Below are 15610 nucleotides of genomic sequence, written 5' to 3'. Positions count from 1 at the left end.
ATTAATCATTAATTATTCAGACCGCAACAATTATTCAGACCGCAACGATTTAACCGGGTTCATCAAGGCGGCTTTGATGCTTTGGAAACTGATAGTCAATAACGTAACCAGCAATGCCCCCAAACCCGCGACGGCAAAAATCCACCACGAGAGTTCGGTTCGGTACTGGTAATTCTGGAGCCAATTTGATAGCACGTAATACGCAACGGGAGCTGCCAGGCAGAAGGCTACCAGAATCAGGATCACGAACTCTTTTGAGAGTAACCCCCAGACGTTGAACACCGAGGCACCAAGTACCTTTCGAATGCCAATTTCCTTAGTCCGTTGCTCGGCTATAAAGGATGCCAACCCAAATAAACCCAGGCAGCTAATCAGAATCGCCAGGATGGCAAAACCACCAGCCAGACCGCCAATACGCTCTTCGTTTCCGAATTTTCGGGCGAACTGATCATCGGCAAATTTGTAGTCGAAAGGGGAGTCTGGGCTGTATTGTTTAAATACCTGTTCTACTTTCGCCAGCGCTTCATGGGCTGATAGCTGCGGAGCCAGGCGAATATTGATCGTGTTGACATTTCGGTAATTAATCGCAAAAAAGGAGGGGTTGACCGGCTTGAATGGATCTTCTTTCACCATGTCTTTGATGACACCAATTACTGTATAATCCTTGCCGCTCTGCCGTACTGTTTCACCAATTGGGTTTTTGAAACCCATTAGTTTTACGGCCGCTTCGTTCAAGATCATCGACGAACTATCTGTTGTAAAATCTCGAGAAAAATCCCGACCTGCTTTCACTTGCCAGCCAATCGTTTTGCCGTAATCGTGCGTGATGTAATTCGACATCACTAGTGGTTTACTATCGTTCTTTTTGCCTTTCCACGAGATGTCGGTTGTACCACCAGACTGCGATGTAATAGCGCCCGATGATTCGGACATACCCGCCACGGCTCCTGTATTGAGCAGATCAGTACGCAAAGCCGTATAATGTCTGGCCAGTTCAGGGGCATTCATTCCAAGTTCAATCAACCCACTGCGACTATACCCTATGGGACGGTCTTTGGCGTGTTCGATCTGCCGGAATACGATGATGGTGCCAATAATGAGCATTACAGAAACCGTAAACTGAAATCCCACCAGCACCCGACGGGGAACGGTAGCCGAACGACTGGTTCGCATGATGCCCTTCAACACTTTAATTGGCTGGAAAGAGGATAAGTACAAGGCTGGATAACTACCTGCAATCAAACCGGTCAGCAAACTGAAGCTTAGGCCGGCGATCCAGAAGGTTGGATTTGCCCACAAAACGACCATTTTTTTGTCGGCCACTTGGTTGAAAAACGGCAAGGTGAGCTGTACAAATAGAAGAGAAAGAATAAACGCGAGTGCCGCCATCAGCAGTGATTCGCTGAAAAACTGCGCAATGAGTTGGCTTCGTAACGACCCAATCGCTTTTCGAATGCCCACTTCCTTGGCGCGCTTCTCGCTTCGGGCCGTAGATAGATTCATAAAATTGATGCAGGCCAGCAGCAACACAATAATGCCAATGGCGCCAAACAGCCAGACAAATGTGATGATCCCACCCGTATTGATCCCGTTTTTGAAATCGGAATACAGATGCCATTTGCTCATCGGATGCAGGAAAAATTCGGGTTTATAGCCCGGTGGATTATCCCGCTTCATCCGAATGTCCTTGATTTTAGCCGATACCAGATCGAAATCAGCGTCTGGCTTGAGTTGGGCGTAAATCTGGTACGAATTGGAATCCCATTGGTCCTGGTCGCGTTTGGCCCCTTCATCATTAGCCGAAAAGAATTTCCAGGGAACCAGAAAGGTTACGTCGTTGAAGGTGTTGTTGGCTGGGAAATCTTTGTAGACACCCGCGACCTTCACTGTTTGTTTATTATCCAGTTTGATTAGCTTGTTGAGCGGATTTTCGGTGCCGAACATTGCCTTGGCGAGTGATTCGGAGAGCAGAATCGAATTGACATCATTGTCTCCGAACCGTGTGCCCGACACCACATTCAGCGATAGCATATTGATAAAATCAGGCTCAACATAATTCCCTGTTTTCAGCAACTTCTGTTCTCCAGACGCCAGAATGACCTCACGCGTTACCGTCAAGCCAACCGATTCGAAATCAGGGTATTTACTCCGAAGTTCCTGCGCCAGCGGAATCGGTAGCACATCGTAGGACGATTTCTCTGCATCGAACTTGACAAACTGCCAAACCTTAGCCAATCGGTCGTGGTTGTCAAACTGCTTATTGAACGACAGTTCATCATAAATCCATAGGCCAATGAGCATAGCTACGGCCATTCCAGAGGCCAGCCCAAAAATGTTAATGAAGGAATACACCCGGTTTTTGAGCAGATTCCTAAACGCGACTGTGAGATAATTACGTAGCATAGTGGTAAACGCTGGGGTTGGGTATGAATTTTTATTTGTAGAGACAAGGCATGCCTTGTCTTTGCGTAATAGGCTAGGCCGCATCAGACTGATTACATCTTTCACGTAGCGCCAACGGGCTTCCCGCACGCCAAACTGCTGGACGCGTTGCTGAAACAATTCGTCCAGATCACCTTCCAACTCATCCACGCGATGCGCAGGGAGGAGTAGGCGCAGGAAGTAAGTGGCTAAGTGTTTCATGAGTTTGGGATATGTGTAGAGACGCAATCCTTTGCGTCTCCTGACCGGATGGTTTTGGCTGACGCATAGGAGACGCAAAGGATTGCGTCTCTACACAAATTACTCCGACCGAAGGGAGGTGACCGGATTCATTAACGCGGCTTTGATGCTTTGGAAGCTTACGGTTAGCAGTGCTATGCACACGGCCAGCAAACCAGCCAGCGCGAATACCCACCATTGGATGTCGATGTGGTACGCGAAATTTTGCAGCCACTGATTCATGGTATACCAGGCAATTGGGCTGGCAATCAGAATGGCAATGGCAACTGGTTTTAGGAAGTCTTTTGATAATAAGGTAACTACACTGCCCACCGATGCGCCCAACACTTTCCGAACGCCAATCTCTTTGGTACGCTGCTGGGCCGAAAAAGAGGCCAGGCCAAACAAACCCAGACAGGCAATAAAGATGGCTAAACCCGCAAAAACGCTCAGAATTGTTTGCTGACGCAGGTCCGCCTGGTACATCTGGTCGAATTGCTGATCTAAAAAGTGGTACTCAAACGGATAAGCGGGTCGCGTTTTGGCGTATAGTTGCTGGATGGTCTCAATCGTAGCGGGTAAGTTGCCGGGTTTCAGTCGGATTAAAGCCGCCCGTCGATCGTCGTTTGGAGTAATCACCAACGGCTCGATGGCATCTTTCAGGGATACGAAATTGAAATCTTCAACCACACCAATGATTGTCCGGTTTGTGCTGTCGTGCAATGTATTTTTTATCCATTTTCCGATGGCCTGATTCGGAGTCCAGCCTAATCGGGTAGCCGCCGTCCGATTAATCAGAGCCGCCCGTGTTGTATCGGAAGGGTATTGGGGCGAAAAGTCCCGACCCGCTACTACTTTGAGACCCAGGGTTTTTACAAAATCGAAATCGGCAAACTCTGTTCGGGATTTCCATCGATTGGGATGGGCTTCGACATCAAACATATGCCCATCGAAAAACCCACCCGGCTCACCCGACATCATCGAAACGGCCTCTATCCGGCTCTGGGCCAATAATTCCGGTTTATGCTTCAGGATGAAATTATAGATATCCCCATTGTCAATAGGAATAACCAACGTTTGCTCTTTGTTATAGCCAAGCTGTTTGTTTTTCAGGTAACTCATTTGTTGAGTACCGATGGCTGTTCCGAGCATCAGTAGAAGCGAAATGCTGAACTGTACCACCACCAGCACCTGCCGTAACGAAACACCGCCTTTGCCCAGGCGCAATTTGCCTTTTAGAGCCTGAATAGGTGAAAAAGCGGCCAGCACAAACGCCGGATAGCTACCCGACAGGAAGCCCGCTACCACGATAATCCCGACGAGAAACAGCGCAATGGGTCCTGCATAAACGGGTAGGTTTAGTGGGTAGCCGAGCAGTTGTTTATAGAAGGGTAGGGCCAATGCCAGCAAGCCCAGCGAGAGTACGCAGGAGAATGCCGTTAGTAGGAGCGACTCGCCAATGAACTGCCAAACTAGGTGTCCTTTAATAGCTCCCAGTACTTTTCGAACCCCAATTTCTTTTGATCGCTCGACTGCCCGAACCGTCGACAGGTTCATGAAATTGATACAGGCTACCAGGAGAATCAGAACGGCAATCGACAGGAAGATGTAAACCACCCGCTTATCGCCATGCTTAGTGCTGTCGGGGGCCGCCTGTTCGAAGTAGATGTCACGTAACGGGGTGAGTGATAGGTTGAAATGAAATCCATATTCTTTCATAATCAGTCCCATATGCTTCTCCATGAAGCGCGGAAAATTCCGCTCAACCTGCGCTTCGGTTGTTGTTGGGGCCAACTGCACATAGGTGTAAATGCCGTTATTGATCCATTTGGTCATGTACCCCCGGTCCTTGTAGTTTTCTAGTGGTATCACCAGATCAAAATCCAGGTGAGAGTTGGCGGGTACGTCCTGCGCAATGCCCGTAACTTTTACGGGTAAATCTTTATCTACTTCAACGATTTTGCCCATAGCATTGTCGATACTACCGAAGTATTTTATGGCTGTCGACTCGGTTAGTACAACACTCGCTGGTTCGAGCAATACCGTAGCCGGATCACCTTTGAGCAGCGGGAAAGAAAAGAAGGTGAAGAAAGAAGGGTCAGCGTCAATGATTTTCCGCTCGTGAAACGATTTGTCCTGGGCTTTCACCAGTGCATCGGTAGGATTTACCCGCACTGCCTGAGTGATTTGTCCTTTAAAATCGTTCAGCAGCGCCGGTCCGTATGGTCCCGACAGGTATGAGACGCCTACCTCTTTCCCTTCGTGTTCTATACCCCGCATGACGCGGTAAATGGATTTCCCCTCTTTATGGAAATTGTCTACGCTAAACTCGTTCATGATGAACAGGAAAATCATCAAGCATACCGTAATGCCCGTAGACAAGCCCAGGAGGTTAATGATGGAAAAAGCCTTGTTTCGGGTCAGGTTCCGAAAAGCGATTTTGAGATAATTACGTAGCATAGCTAAATGGCTTGGTCTTGGGTATTCAGTAGGTTGTTGTTTCAATAAAGAAGGCCGCATCAAACTGATGACATCTTTCACATAGCGCCAACTGGCTTCCCGGACACCAAACTGCTGGACGCGTTGCTGAAACAATTCGTCCAAATCACCTTCCAATTCATCGAGCCGATGCGGAGGGATGAGTAGGCGCAGGAAATAAGTGGCTAAGTGTTTCATGAATTTGGGATATGTGTAGAGACGCAATCCTTTGCGTCTCCTGACCGGATGGTTTTGCTGACGCATAGGAGACGCAAAGGATTGCGTCTCTACACAAATTACTCCGACCGCAGAGACCGTACAGGATTCACCAACGCGGCTTTGATGGCCTGGAAACTTACCGTTAGCATAACAATCACGAGCGATGAGAGTAACGTCAAAACAAAGACACCAGCTCCGATAGCGATGCGGTAGTTATAGTCCTGAAGCCATTGATCCATAGCGTACCAGCCAATGGGGGCTCCAATAACAAAGGCAATAACGAGTAGCTGTATGAAGTCTTTGGTTAACAGGCCAATGATGCTGGGAATGCTTGCCCCCAATACTTTTCGGACGCCAATTTCTTTCGTGCGCTGTTGAGCCGTATAAGCCGCTAAACCAAACAAACCCAGACAAGAAATGAAGATCGTGAGACCTGTAAACAAGCTGGTTAACAAGCTCGTCCGTTGTTCGTCGGCAAACTTGGCTTTATAAGATTCGTCGGCAAAAGTGTATTCGAACGGATAGCCGGGATTGTATTTCTTGAAAACGGCCTCTGCAAGCTCCAGATTCTGAGCGGTCGTGTTTGCTGGATTTAATCGGATACTTGTCCAGGACAATGGAACTGAACCCTTAGGGCCATGAACAAGAACCGGATTAATGGCTTCATAGGGAGAGGCAAAAATGAAATCCTTCACTACGCCAATTACTTGCCAGTTGCGGTTGTCGAACGAGACAGTTGCGCCAATTGGCGTTTTCAGGTGCATCGTTTTGACGGCGGTTTCGTTGAGTAAAACGGCGGACGAATCGGTTGGATATTGCCGGACGTCAATTTCTCTACCCGCGATCAATTTTGTGCCGGTTGTTTTCAGAAAATCGGCATCGGCGGCAAACCGATCGAATTCAATATCCTTGTCGGCTTTTGTACTGCCGGGCCAGGAAAGCCCCCATTGTCGGGACGAGATTGTTGTGATCGGGCCGAGGGATTTGCTCACGGCAACAGCCGCCCCACGCTGAATCAACTCCTGTTGTAAGGAACCATAATGGTCGGGCAAGTCGCCGGAGAGATATGAAAACAGAAGATTGTTTCGATCGTAACCGCTTTCCCGATTTTGGGCGTAGTTGATCTGGTGTTTGATGACCAACGTGGCGATAATCAGTACAATGGCGAACGTAAACTGAGCAATCACCAACCCTTTTCTTGGCGAGAATACGGCATGTACTGACTGAGAAATTCCTTTCATAACTTTAACCGGCTGAAAATTAGCGAGGTAAAAGGCGGGGTAGCTGCCAGCCAGCAAACCCGTGAACAGTACGAAAGCAAGAGCCGCTCCCCAAAAACTAATCGATCCAAACGATAAGGAGAGTTGCTTGCCTGTTACGTCGTTAAAGGTTGGAATGCACAGCACGATCAGTAGTAGGGCCAGGATACCTGAAAGAAACGTAAGCAGTACCGACTCGCTGATAAACTGAAAAATCAAGGCTGATTTCTGGGCGCCAGCTACCTTTCGAACGCCAACTTCCTTGGCTCGTTTTTCGCTTCGGGCGGTACTCAGATTGATGAAGTTGACAGCCGCTATGAGCAGAATAAGGGCCGCAATTATTCCGAATAAGCGTACGGTAACAATCTTGCCTTCAGTGAGTTGGCCATTTTCCTGTTTGGAATACAAATGCCATTGGCTAGCTGGGTGCAGGAAAATCTGCCGGTTTGTTACATCTTCGACCACCCCTTTAAGATGATTTGCGGTCAGGCGCTTGATCTTCTCATCGACAAGGTCTGAGTTGACTTTATCTTTTAGCAGGACAAATGTGTAATTGTTATTCGATGCCCATCCATCCGAATCCCAGCTTGGCGTTACAAACGCAGTCCAGGGCAGAAGAAAGGATACATCGCTAAATTGAGTATTCGTTGGTAAATCATCCAGAATACCCGTCACCGAAAAGCTATTCTTATGATCGAGCTGGACGACTTTTCCTAACGCATCGGTTGTGCCAAACAGCTTTTCCGCCAACGCTTTTGTAATAACGATGCCATTATTTCCCGAAAGAACTTTTTCGCGATTGCCAGCCAGTAAAGAAAAGTCGAACAGGTTCAAGAAGGAAGGGTCAGCGTAGGCACCTTCTGAGTTCAGTTTTTTATCGCCCGCCGTCAACAGAAAACCGGTGGGGCGGAAGCGAATAGCGTCTTCAATATCAGGATAATCCTGTTTTAGAGCAGGTGCCAACGGCTTTGGCGTAGTGCCCCAAACCTGTGCATTTCCACTGAATATATCCCGGTTATAGACTTGAAAAAGCCGATCTGTTTTGGTGTAAAATCGATCGTAGGTCAACTCGCTTTGTATCCACAGGAAAATCAGTGCCGATGCTGCCATTCCGACAGCCAGCCCAGCGATGTTAAGCGATGCATAGCCTTTGGCCCTCATCAGGTTCCGCCAGGCGATTTTAACATAATTGCTAATCATAGTTGGGGTCAGGAAAAAAGGTTGAGGGTATTCGTTAGTCAGTTGTTGTTTTAGTAAGGAGGGTCGCATCAGGCTGGGCCGCATCAGGCTTATGACATCCCGAACGTAACGCCATCGAGCTTGCCGAAGGCCAATCAATTCGACCCGTTGCTGGAACAACTCGTCTAAATCGTCCTCCAGCTCGTCGGCCCGATGAGGAGCGAAGAACCAGCGAATCAGGTATTTCGCCCAGCGAGATTTCATAATGGATAATGTAGGTGAATTAAGTAGTACTGTTGTACCTACGGGCTTCAGCCCGTTTTTCAGTTAGGCTCATACACGGGCTGAAGCCCGTGGGTACATTCAAGAAAATTGATCATTCATTATCCATTATTCATTTTAAAAGCCATCACATCCAGATCGTGTTTGGAATCGACTCCCACATCTGATTGCGTACCTGCCGAATTTCTTCCAATGCCCGACGACCAGCCGCCGTAACCGAGTAAAGCCGCTTTCGACGGCCACCGCGTTCGGCAGTCATGCCGCCTAGCTCTGATGTCACCAAGCCTTTTTCGCCAAGTCGGTTTAGCGCCGAGTGGACTGCGCCCAGATTGACCGAGCGCTTCATCTGTTGCTCAATTTCGGTGACAACGGTTGCGCCATAGGCATCTCCCGACCGAATAGCTACCGCCAGCAGTACGACCTCTTCAAATTCGCCTAAGTACGTCCCTTTCATCAGCGTTTATTAGATGTGTATATGTATAACAAATGCTTGGCCAAAAACGAAAAAGTGCCATTCCGGCTAGAAATGACACTTTTTCGTTTTTCAGAACAAATTAATTTGTCCAGAAACGGACAGTTTTTGTACGCATCTGGACAGCAAACAGCTACGATTCGACTTTGTCTTTTCCCAGGATTCGTGCCCGGTGCTGAATGCCCCAATGACGCAAAGCCTCAATGATACTATCTAGTGAATGACTGTATTCGGTCAGTTCATATTCGACGGTGACGGGCGTTGTGGCATACACATGCCTAATGGCAAACTCATTAAGCTCTAACTCCTTAAGTTCTTTGCTGAGGACTTTGGCTGTAATGCCCGTAACCAGACGCTGCAACTCCCGAAAGCGCCGTGGACCTTCGCTTAGGGCAATGATAATAGGCAACTTCCATTTTCCATTTAACACATACAATGCGTCCTGTACTGCCTGCAAGCTCTGATTACAGGCAGCTGCAGAATGCTCTCTGCGGGGGGGCGTTGCTGGAATAGCTTCTTCAACGATTGTGCTCATATACTAAAGGTAGTATGTCAGATTTAATTGACCATGCGGTATCCTGAAAGATAGTGGTATCCTTTGGGATACTGATAACAAATAGATAGCGGGTTTCACTAGGTTTGTGCCATCAATATGTGGCCAGCGAAGGTCATAGTAAAACCGTACAAATCATGAATCCAAAAGTAATGCGTATACTGACTATCGTTATGACTGTTCTGGCCGCTGGAATGGCTATATTGAGTGGCGTGATGAAACTAACAAAATCACCGCAGGTAATGGAAAGTCTGAACAAAGTGGGCGTGGGCGACCATGTTATCCCGTTGGGCCTGATGGAAATTGGCTTTGCTGCTCTTTTCATTTATCCAAAAACAATGAAAATCGGCTTCATTCTATTGACGTGTTACTTTTCGGGAGCAATAGCTACTGAACTTTCTCATGGTACGCCGTTTAACGCGGTTATGCCGCTCGTACTGATCTGGATTGCGGCCTTCTTGCGCGATAAAACGATTTTTTTACCCGCAGCCTAGAATGTAGAGACAAGGCATGCCTTGTCTCTACCCCATCTATATTTCAATAAATGGTATATTTCGGCGCACATTGTTCAACTGCCTATACCATGAAAACCGTCGATAAACGAATCAGGGCCGGATTGCTGTTGTTCTGGGCGCTTTACTTCTCCATTGTATTCACCAGCAATAGCGCTGATGCACTTGGGGCGTTATCGTTGCTGCCGCCTAACTGGCACTTTGTTTCGGGGAATTTTGGATTAATTCAGCGAGTGGTGGCTATGTATGAGCCGCCAACCTGGCTAGCTGGTTTTCTGTTTGCAGGTGTTATTGTCTGGGAGGCCATCGGAGCGATTCTTTTCTGGAAAGCGTTTCGAATTACGCTGCAACTGAATCAAAAACAGAACGTTACTATGCACGCGGCATTCGGCATCACGATTGGCTTGTGGGCCTCGTTCATTCTGGCCGACGAAATCTTTCTGACCTACTTACTCGGCGGTTTATCGTCAACTCACTTTAATCTTCTCCTGGCCGAATTGGGGACTTTTATTCTGATTCGGTTGGTGGATTGATGGCGCAAGGCTCCAGCCTTGCGCCTACTATTTTCCGGCCTCTGGCCGATATTGAACTGATGTTTATTAAAATCCGGCCAGAGGCCGGGAATAATAGGCACAAGGCTGGAGCCTTGCGCCATCAATCCAGCAATTTTCCTTATTACTCTGATCGCAAACTCTTCACCGGGTTCATCAAAGCCGCTTTTATGCTTTGGAAGCTAACCGTTACTAAGGCAATGCTCAAGGCCAAAGCGCCCGTTAAGGCAAATACCCACCATTCGATGTTGATGCGGTATTTGTAGGCTTGGAGGAACTTGTCCATCGAATACCAGGCAACGGGCGATGCAACCAGAAAGGCGATGAATACCAGTACCAGGAAGTCCCGGGAAAGCAACGAGACAATGTTGGGGATTGTGGCGCCAAGTACCTTACGCACGCCAATTTCCTTGATGCGCTGTTCAGCCATGAAGGACGACAAACCGAACAGGCCCAGGCACGAAATGAAGATGGCCAGAATGGCGAAAATACTGGCCAGTTTCCCAATACGTTCTTCGGCCGCGAATTTTTTTGTGTACTCCTGATCGGCAAAGCGATACTCGAAGGGGGCAGCCGGATTCAGTCGTTTGAAAACGACCTCTAGTTTCGCCAACGCATCCCGAACGCTCACTGTAGGCTTTAGCTTGATATGGATAATATTGAAACTTCGCTCTTTTGAATCGATCATAAAAACTGTGGGTATAACTGATTCGAAAGGCGAAGTCATGACCATATCCTTCACAACGCCAAGAACTTTCCAGTTTTTACCGTGCCATTTGATGATCTCGCCGACTGGGTTCTTTAGGCCAGTTTGCTTAACGGCGGCTTCGTTCAGAAGAAACGTCGCGGTGTCGCTCGTGAACTGCCGTGAAAATTCGCGGCCTTCTTTAATTTTCCAGCCAATCACTTTACCAAAATCGGGCGTGACCAGGATGGTGCCGAACGAGGCTGCCCGGTTCGGGTCTTTGCCGCGCCAGTCCAGATTATTGGCCGACGACCAGATGCCGGTGATTGGGCTTGATGACTCGCCCATGTCGGCGACCACGCCCGTTTCGAACAACTCATTCCGAACCACATCATAGTTTCCCTGTATTTCGGGCGTGTTCATGACGATGTTAAGCAGCCCTTCCCGGCTGTAGCCAATAGGGCGATTTTTGGCGAACTGAATCTGTCGGAACACAATGATCGTTCCAATAATCAGCGTGACCGAAACCGTAAATTGGATAACAACCAGCACTTTGCGCGGAATAGATGCAAAACGGCCAATAGTAAAAGTCCCTTTCAGTACTTTAATAGGTTGAAACGAAGAGAGATACAGTGCAGGATAACTTCCGGCAACTATACCTGTGAAAAGGCTGAATCCAAGACTGAATAACCAGAACCGGGGATCGGCCCAAAGCATTGTCATCTGCTTGTCAGATACTTCGTTGAAATAGGGAAGAATGAGCCACACCAGCGCTATTGCCAACCCGAAGGCTAAGGCCACAACCAGAAATGATTCGCTGAAGAACTGGCGGATCAATTGCCCTCGCAACGAACCAATTGCCTTCCGAATACCGACTTCTTTGGCCCGTTTCTGAGAACGAGCGGTACTTAGATTCATGAAATTGATGCACGCCAGCAGCAGTACAAATACGCCGATAATGCCAAAAAGCCAGACAAACTGAATACGCCCACCTGTGTTAACCCCATTCTCCCAGGTTGAATACAGATGCCACCGATTCATTGGGTGTAGGAGGAGTGCCGACTGGGTTTTGTCCTGCGTATTATTCCGAAACAGGTCTTTAATTTTTACCGAAACATCGTCGAACCGACTGTTTGGATTAAGTTGAGTGAAAATGCTGAATGAGCTGTTCCGCCAATTATTTTTATCTTCTTTATTCTCGAACAGCAGGTCGATTGGCGCAACGAACGTAACATCGGAAAATGCCGAATTGCGTGGTAAGTCTTCATAGACGCCCGTTACCTGAACCGTGTGTTTATTGCCAATTTTAACCGCTTTCTGAAGTGGATCGACATCACCAAACAGCGCTTTGGCGACCGATTCAGACAAGAGAACAGAGGTAGGGTCTTTCAAGCCCGAACGGGTACCCTTAATCATTTTCAGCGTCACTAATTCGGGAAACTCCGTTTCGGCATAATTTCCTGTTTTCGTGAATTTCTTATCCTTATAGGCAATGATCTGCTCAAAACTTGTTGTAGAGGCTACTACGTATTTGAAGTCGTTAGGGTATTTGCTTCGGATCTCCTGACTTAGTGGCATGGGCAATGAGGTAAACGTTTCAATGCCGCCCTCCAGCGTCTCGTTCTCCAAGACCTGCGCAATCCGATCGCGGTTTGGGTGATAGGAATTGAACGATAGCTCATCGTATACCCATAATCCAATGAGCATCGCAACGGTCATGCCGACAGATAAACCAACAATATTGATGGCCGAATAACTCTTGTTTCGAATGAGATTCCGCCAGGCGATTTTGATATAATTTCGGAGCATAATCGGGTTCGTTAGATAGGTTGTTGAATACGGTTTGTCTTGTCGTTTTATAGCGAATGGTTTGATGAATCCGATCACATCCCGCCAGTAGCGCCAGCGCGCCCGGCGCTCGCCGATCCGCTCGACCTGATAAGCGAACTCCTCATGCAAATCTCCCTGTACTTCCTCCAGCCGATCAGCAGATAGAAAAAAGCGGAGAAATTGGTCGGCGAGTTTGGGCGGGGTCATGATTTATTAGTTGGTTTTGTTGGTTATAGAGACAGGGCATGCCCTGTCTCTACGGCGAATGCGAACGGTCTTATTCAGAACGCAGGGATTTCACGGGATTCATCAACGCGGCTTTTATGCTTTGGAAACTGACCGTCAGTAAGGCGACGGCCACGGCCAGTAAACCCGTCAGGACAAACATCCACCACTCAATTGCTATCGGATAGGCGAAGCTCTGTAACCACTGCTTCATGGCCCACCAGGCTAGTGGTGAGGCAATAACAGTTGCAATCAGTACCAGTCGGAGGAAGTCTGTCGATAGCAATACGATGATGCCCGACACCGTAGCTCCCAGTACTTTCCGAATGCCGACTTCTTTGGTGCGCACTTGAGCGGCATAGGCCGATAACCCAAATAGTCCCAGACATGAAATGAACAGGGCAAAGACGGCAAACGCATTTAGTACATTGCCAACTCGTTGTTCTGAATCGTACAACCGAGCCATTTTCTCGTCCAGAAATGTATAGATGAACAGGCTGTTAGGGGCAAGACGTGCCAGCGACGATTTTGTGAGTTCTAAAGTCTCAGCCAGTTTATTGCCTTTGATCTTTAACAGAAAATAGTTTGCCTGACCCGGATGCTGGACAATCACTAGGGGTTCTACTGTCGTATGCAACGATGCAAAATTGAAGTCTTTGACAATACCTACGATCTCGCCGGTGTCTCCCAAGGCTACGGCTTTCTGTCCAATAGGCGAATCCAGTTTAAGGGCTTTAGCCGCTGCTTCGTTCAGAATAAATGGGAAGTGCGAATTGGCAACTGTTTTGACGAAATTTCGCCCCGCTTTCAGCTCAACCTGCAAGACCGGAAGCGTATGTTCGTCGGCCCACATGAATCGCAGTTGGCTGGCATCATCGGATTTACCCAATGGCGTAAACATGTCGGTGCCGAATCGGTCACCGGGTAAGGTCGAGATTCGGGCAACGTTTGTAATGGCTGAGTTTTTCTGAAATTCCTGCTGGATCGTGTTGGCCTTGTCCCACATTTCCTTCCCATAAAGTTTTACCGCTACCACCTGATCCTGATCAAAGCCCAACTCTTTCGTCTGGAAAAACTTCATTTGTCGGTACACCACAATGGTACTGAAGATCATAAACACCGACACGCTAAACTGAAAGACAATCAGCCCTTTGCGAACCAACGTAACCGATGATACCTGATTTTTCTTCCCTTTCAGTGAGGTAACAGGATCGAAATTGGAGATGAACCAGGCGGGGTAAAAACCGGCAATCAAACTGATTAGCATCGTTAATAACACCATGAGCAGCACATTCGATGGGGTGAATAACTGGCCAAAGCGGAGGTTTTTGGCTGCCAGCTCATTATAAAAGGGAATGGCCAGCCGGAATAAGAGAAACGCGACTGAAGCGGCTATCAACGTCAGAATGAATGATTCGCCCAGAAATTGCCTGACTAACTGCTCTTTGCGGGCACCCAATACTTTGCGTACGCCCACTTCTTTCATCCGATTAAATGCCTGAGCCGTAGCCATGTTGATGAAATTCACCGACGCGATCAGCAGGATAAACAGGGCAGCAATCGAAAAAACGTAGACATAGGTGATATCGCTGTTCGGCCCCATTTCCTTTTCCAGCTTTGAGTGCAGGTGAATATCCATAATTGACTGGATGGGTGTTCGCCGAGTTGCCAGGATTTCCTTTCTGGTTTCCCCCTTGACCTCGTAGAATTTCACCATGAATTCGGGTATCCGCGCTTCCACATCCGCGCGCGAGGTGCTACTATTCAGTACGATGTAATTATAGAACCCAGACCAGCCCCGGTTTTCCAGCGTATTTTTATCGGTAGACTGATAAAAGGTGGACATGGAAATCAGATAATCGAATTGCAGGTGCGTTGGGAATGGGAAGTTCCTGATGACACCCGTTACCATCAACGGACGCTTGTCCAGATCGTCCTGAATCCGTTTGCCAATAGGGTCTTCGTTGCCAAAGTATTTTGTCGCCATGGCTTCGGTAAGCACAATAGCGTCAATCTGTTTGAGGGCGGTTTTGGGATCACCTTTAACAAACGGAAGGTCGAACACATCAACCACGGTCGAATCGGCGAAATAGCCGCTCTTCTCTTCAAACTGCCTGACCGTTCCTCCCGACGGTATATAACTGAACACCCGATCGGGATACGGTCGATGAAATCGGGCCACCGTCTGGATTCCGGGGATTGCTTTTTGCATCTCCGTCCCCAGAATAGGGGATGTGGCGGCCCACTGCCGGTTTTTCTCGCCCATATTTTCCGACGTAATCCGGAAAATATGGTCCGCTTTCGAGAAGCCTTTATCATAGTTTAGTTCTTCCCGTACATGCAAAATCATCAACAAGCCACAGGCCAGTCCTAAGGCAAGTCCAGTGATCGTAAGCGTGCTGTTTAATTTGTATCGGAGTACGTTCCGCCAGGCGATGGTGAAATAGTTGCTTAGCATAGTAGTTGTTGTTGGGTTTGGGTACTCTCCTGACTTTTTCTTGATAGCAAATGGTTTTATGAATCCAATCACATCCCACCAGTAGCGCCAGCGCGCCCGACGTTCGCCAATGTTCCTGACTTGCCAGGCAAACTCCTCATGCAAATCACCCTGTACCTCCTCCAGCCGGTGGGGAGCACAGAAGAATTTGAGCAGGGAGTCAGCTAAACGGGGCGGGTGCATAATGAATAATGGTCAATGGATAAT

At 48.1% G+C, this 15610-nt stretch carries 9 protein-coding genes; 2 read left to right on the top strand and 7 right to left on the bottom strand.

What is annotated here, in order from left to right; genetic code table 11:
• Window positions 1-30: 30 nt before the first annotated feature.
• From H3H32_RS18055 to H3H32_RS18035, 5 genes are all read right to left on the bottom strand, one after another.
• Complete coding sequence (locus H3H32_RS18055; RefSeq protein WP_182464047.1) at window positions 31-2643, bottom strand: ABC transporter permease; 2613 nt, start codon at window positions 2641-2643, stop codon at window positions 31-33.
• A gap of 99 nt (window positions 2644-2742) precedes the next feature.
• Window positions 2743-5337, bottom strand: coding sequence for an ABC transporter permease (locus tag H3H32_RS18050; protein WP_220472658.1), 2595 nt, complete (start codon window positions 5335-5337; stop codon window positions 2743-2745).
• A gap of 98 nt (window positions 5338-5435) precedes the next feature.
• Entirely contained in the window at window positions 5436-8060 is a 2625-nt protein-coding gene (locus H3H32_RS18045; protein ID WP_182464046.1) for an ABC transporter permease, read from the bottom strand.
• A 145-nt stretch (window positions 8061-8205) separates the two neighbouring features.
• Complete coding sequence (locus tag H3H32_RS18040) at window positions 8206-8532, bottom strand: PadR family transcriptional regulator (RefSeq protein WP_182464045.1); 327 nt, start codon at window positions 8530-8532, stop codon at window positions 8206-8208.
• A 151-nt stretch (window positions 8533-8683) separates the two neighbouring features.
• The gene (locus tag H3H32_RS18035; protein WP_182464044.1) at window positions 8684-9085 is read right to left on the bottom strand and encodes a winged helix-turn-helix transcriptional regulator; all 402 of its coding nucleotides are present in this window, start codon (window positions 9083-9085) and stop codon (window positions 8684-8686) included.
• 155 nt (window positions 9086-9240) lie between these two features.
• Between H3H32_RS18035 and H3H32_RS18030 the strand changes: the two genes are divergently transcribed.
• Window positions 9241-9597: a DoxX family protein gene (locus H3H32_RS18030; protein ID WP_182464043.1), complete on the top strand. Its 357-nt coding sequence runs from the start codon at window positions 9241-9243 to the stop codon at window positions 9595-9597.
• A gap of 89 nt (window positions 9598-9686) precedes the next feature.
• Complete coding sequence (locus H3H32_RS18025; RefSeq protein WP_182464042.1) at window positions 9687-10148, top strand: hypothetical protein; 462 nt, start codon at window positions 9687-9689, stop codon at window positions 10146-10148.
• 142 nt (window positions 10149-10290) lie between these two features.
• On the opposite strand, the gene H3H32_RS18020 is transcribed toward H3H32_RS18025, so the two are convergent.
• Entirely contained in the window at window positions 10291-12888 is a 2598-nt protein-coding gene (locus H3H32_RS18020) for an ABC transporter permease (protein ID WP_182464041.1), read from the bottom strand.
• A 70-nt stretch (window positions 12889-12958) separates the two neighbouring features.
• Window positions 12959-15586, bottom strand: coding sequence for a permease prefix domain 2-containing transporter (locus tag H3H32_RS18015; RefSeq protein WP_220472657.1), 2628 nt, complete (start codon window positions 15584-15586; stop codon window positions 12959-12961).
• Between the last annotated feature and the right edge of the window lie 24 nt (window positions 15587-15610).

This window comes from Spirosoma foliorum, assembly GCF_014117325.1.
Classification (GTDB): domain Bacteria; phylum Bacteroidota; class Bacteroidia; order Cytophagales; family Spirosomataceae; genus Spirosoma; species Spirosoma foliorum.
This window is presented reverse-complemented; position numbering and strand designations above follow the sequence as displayed.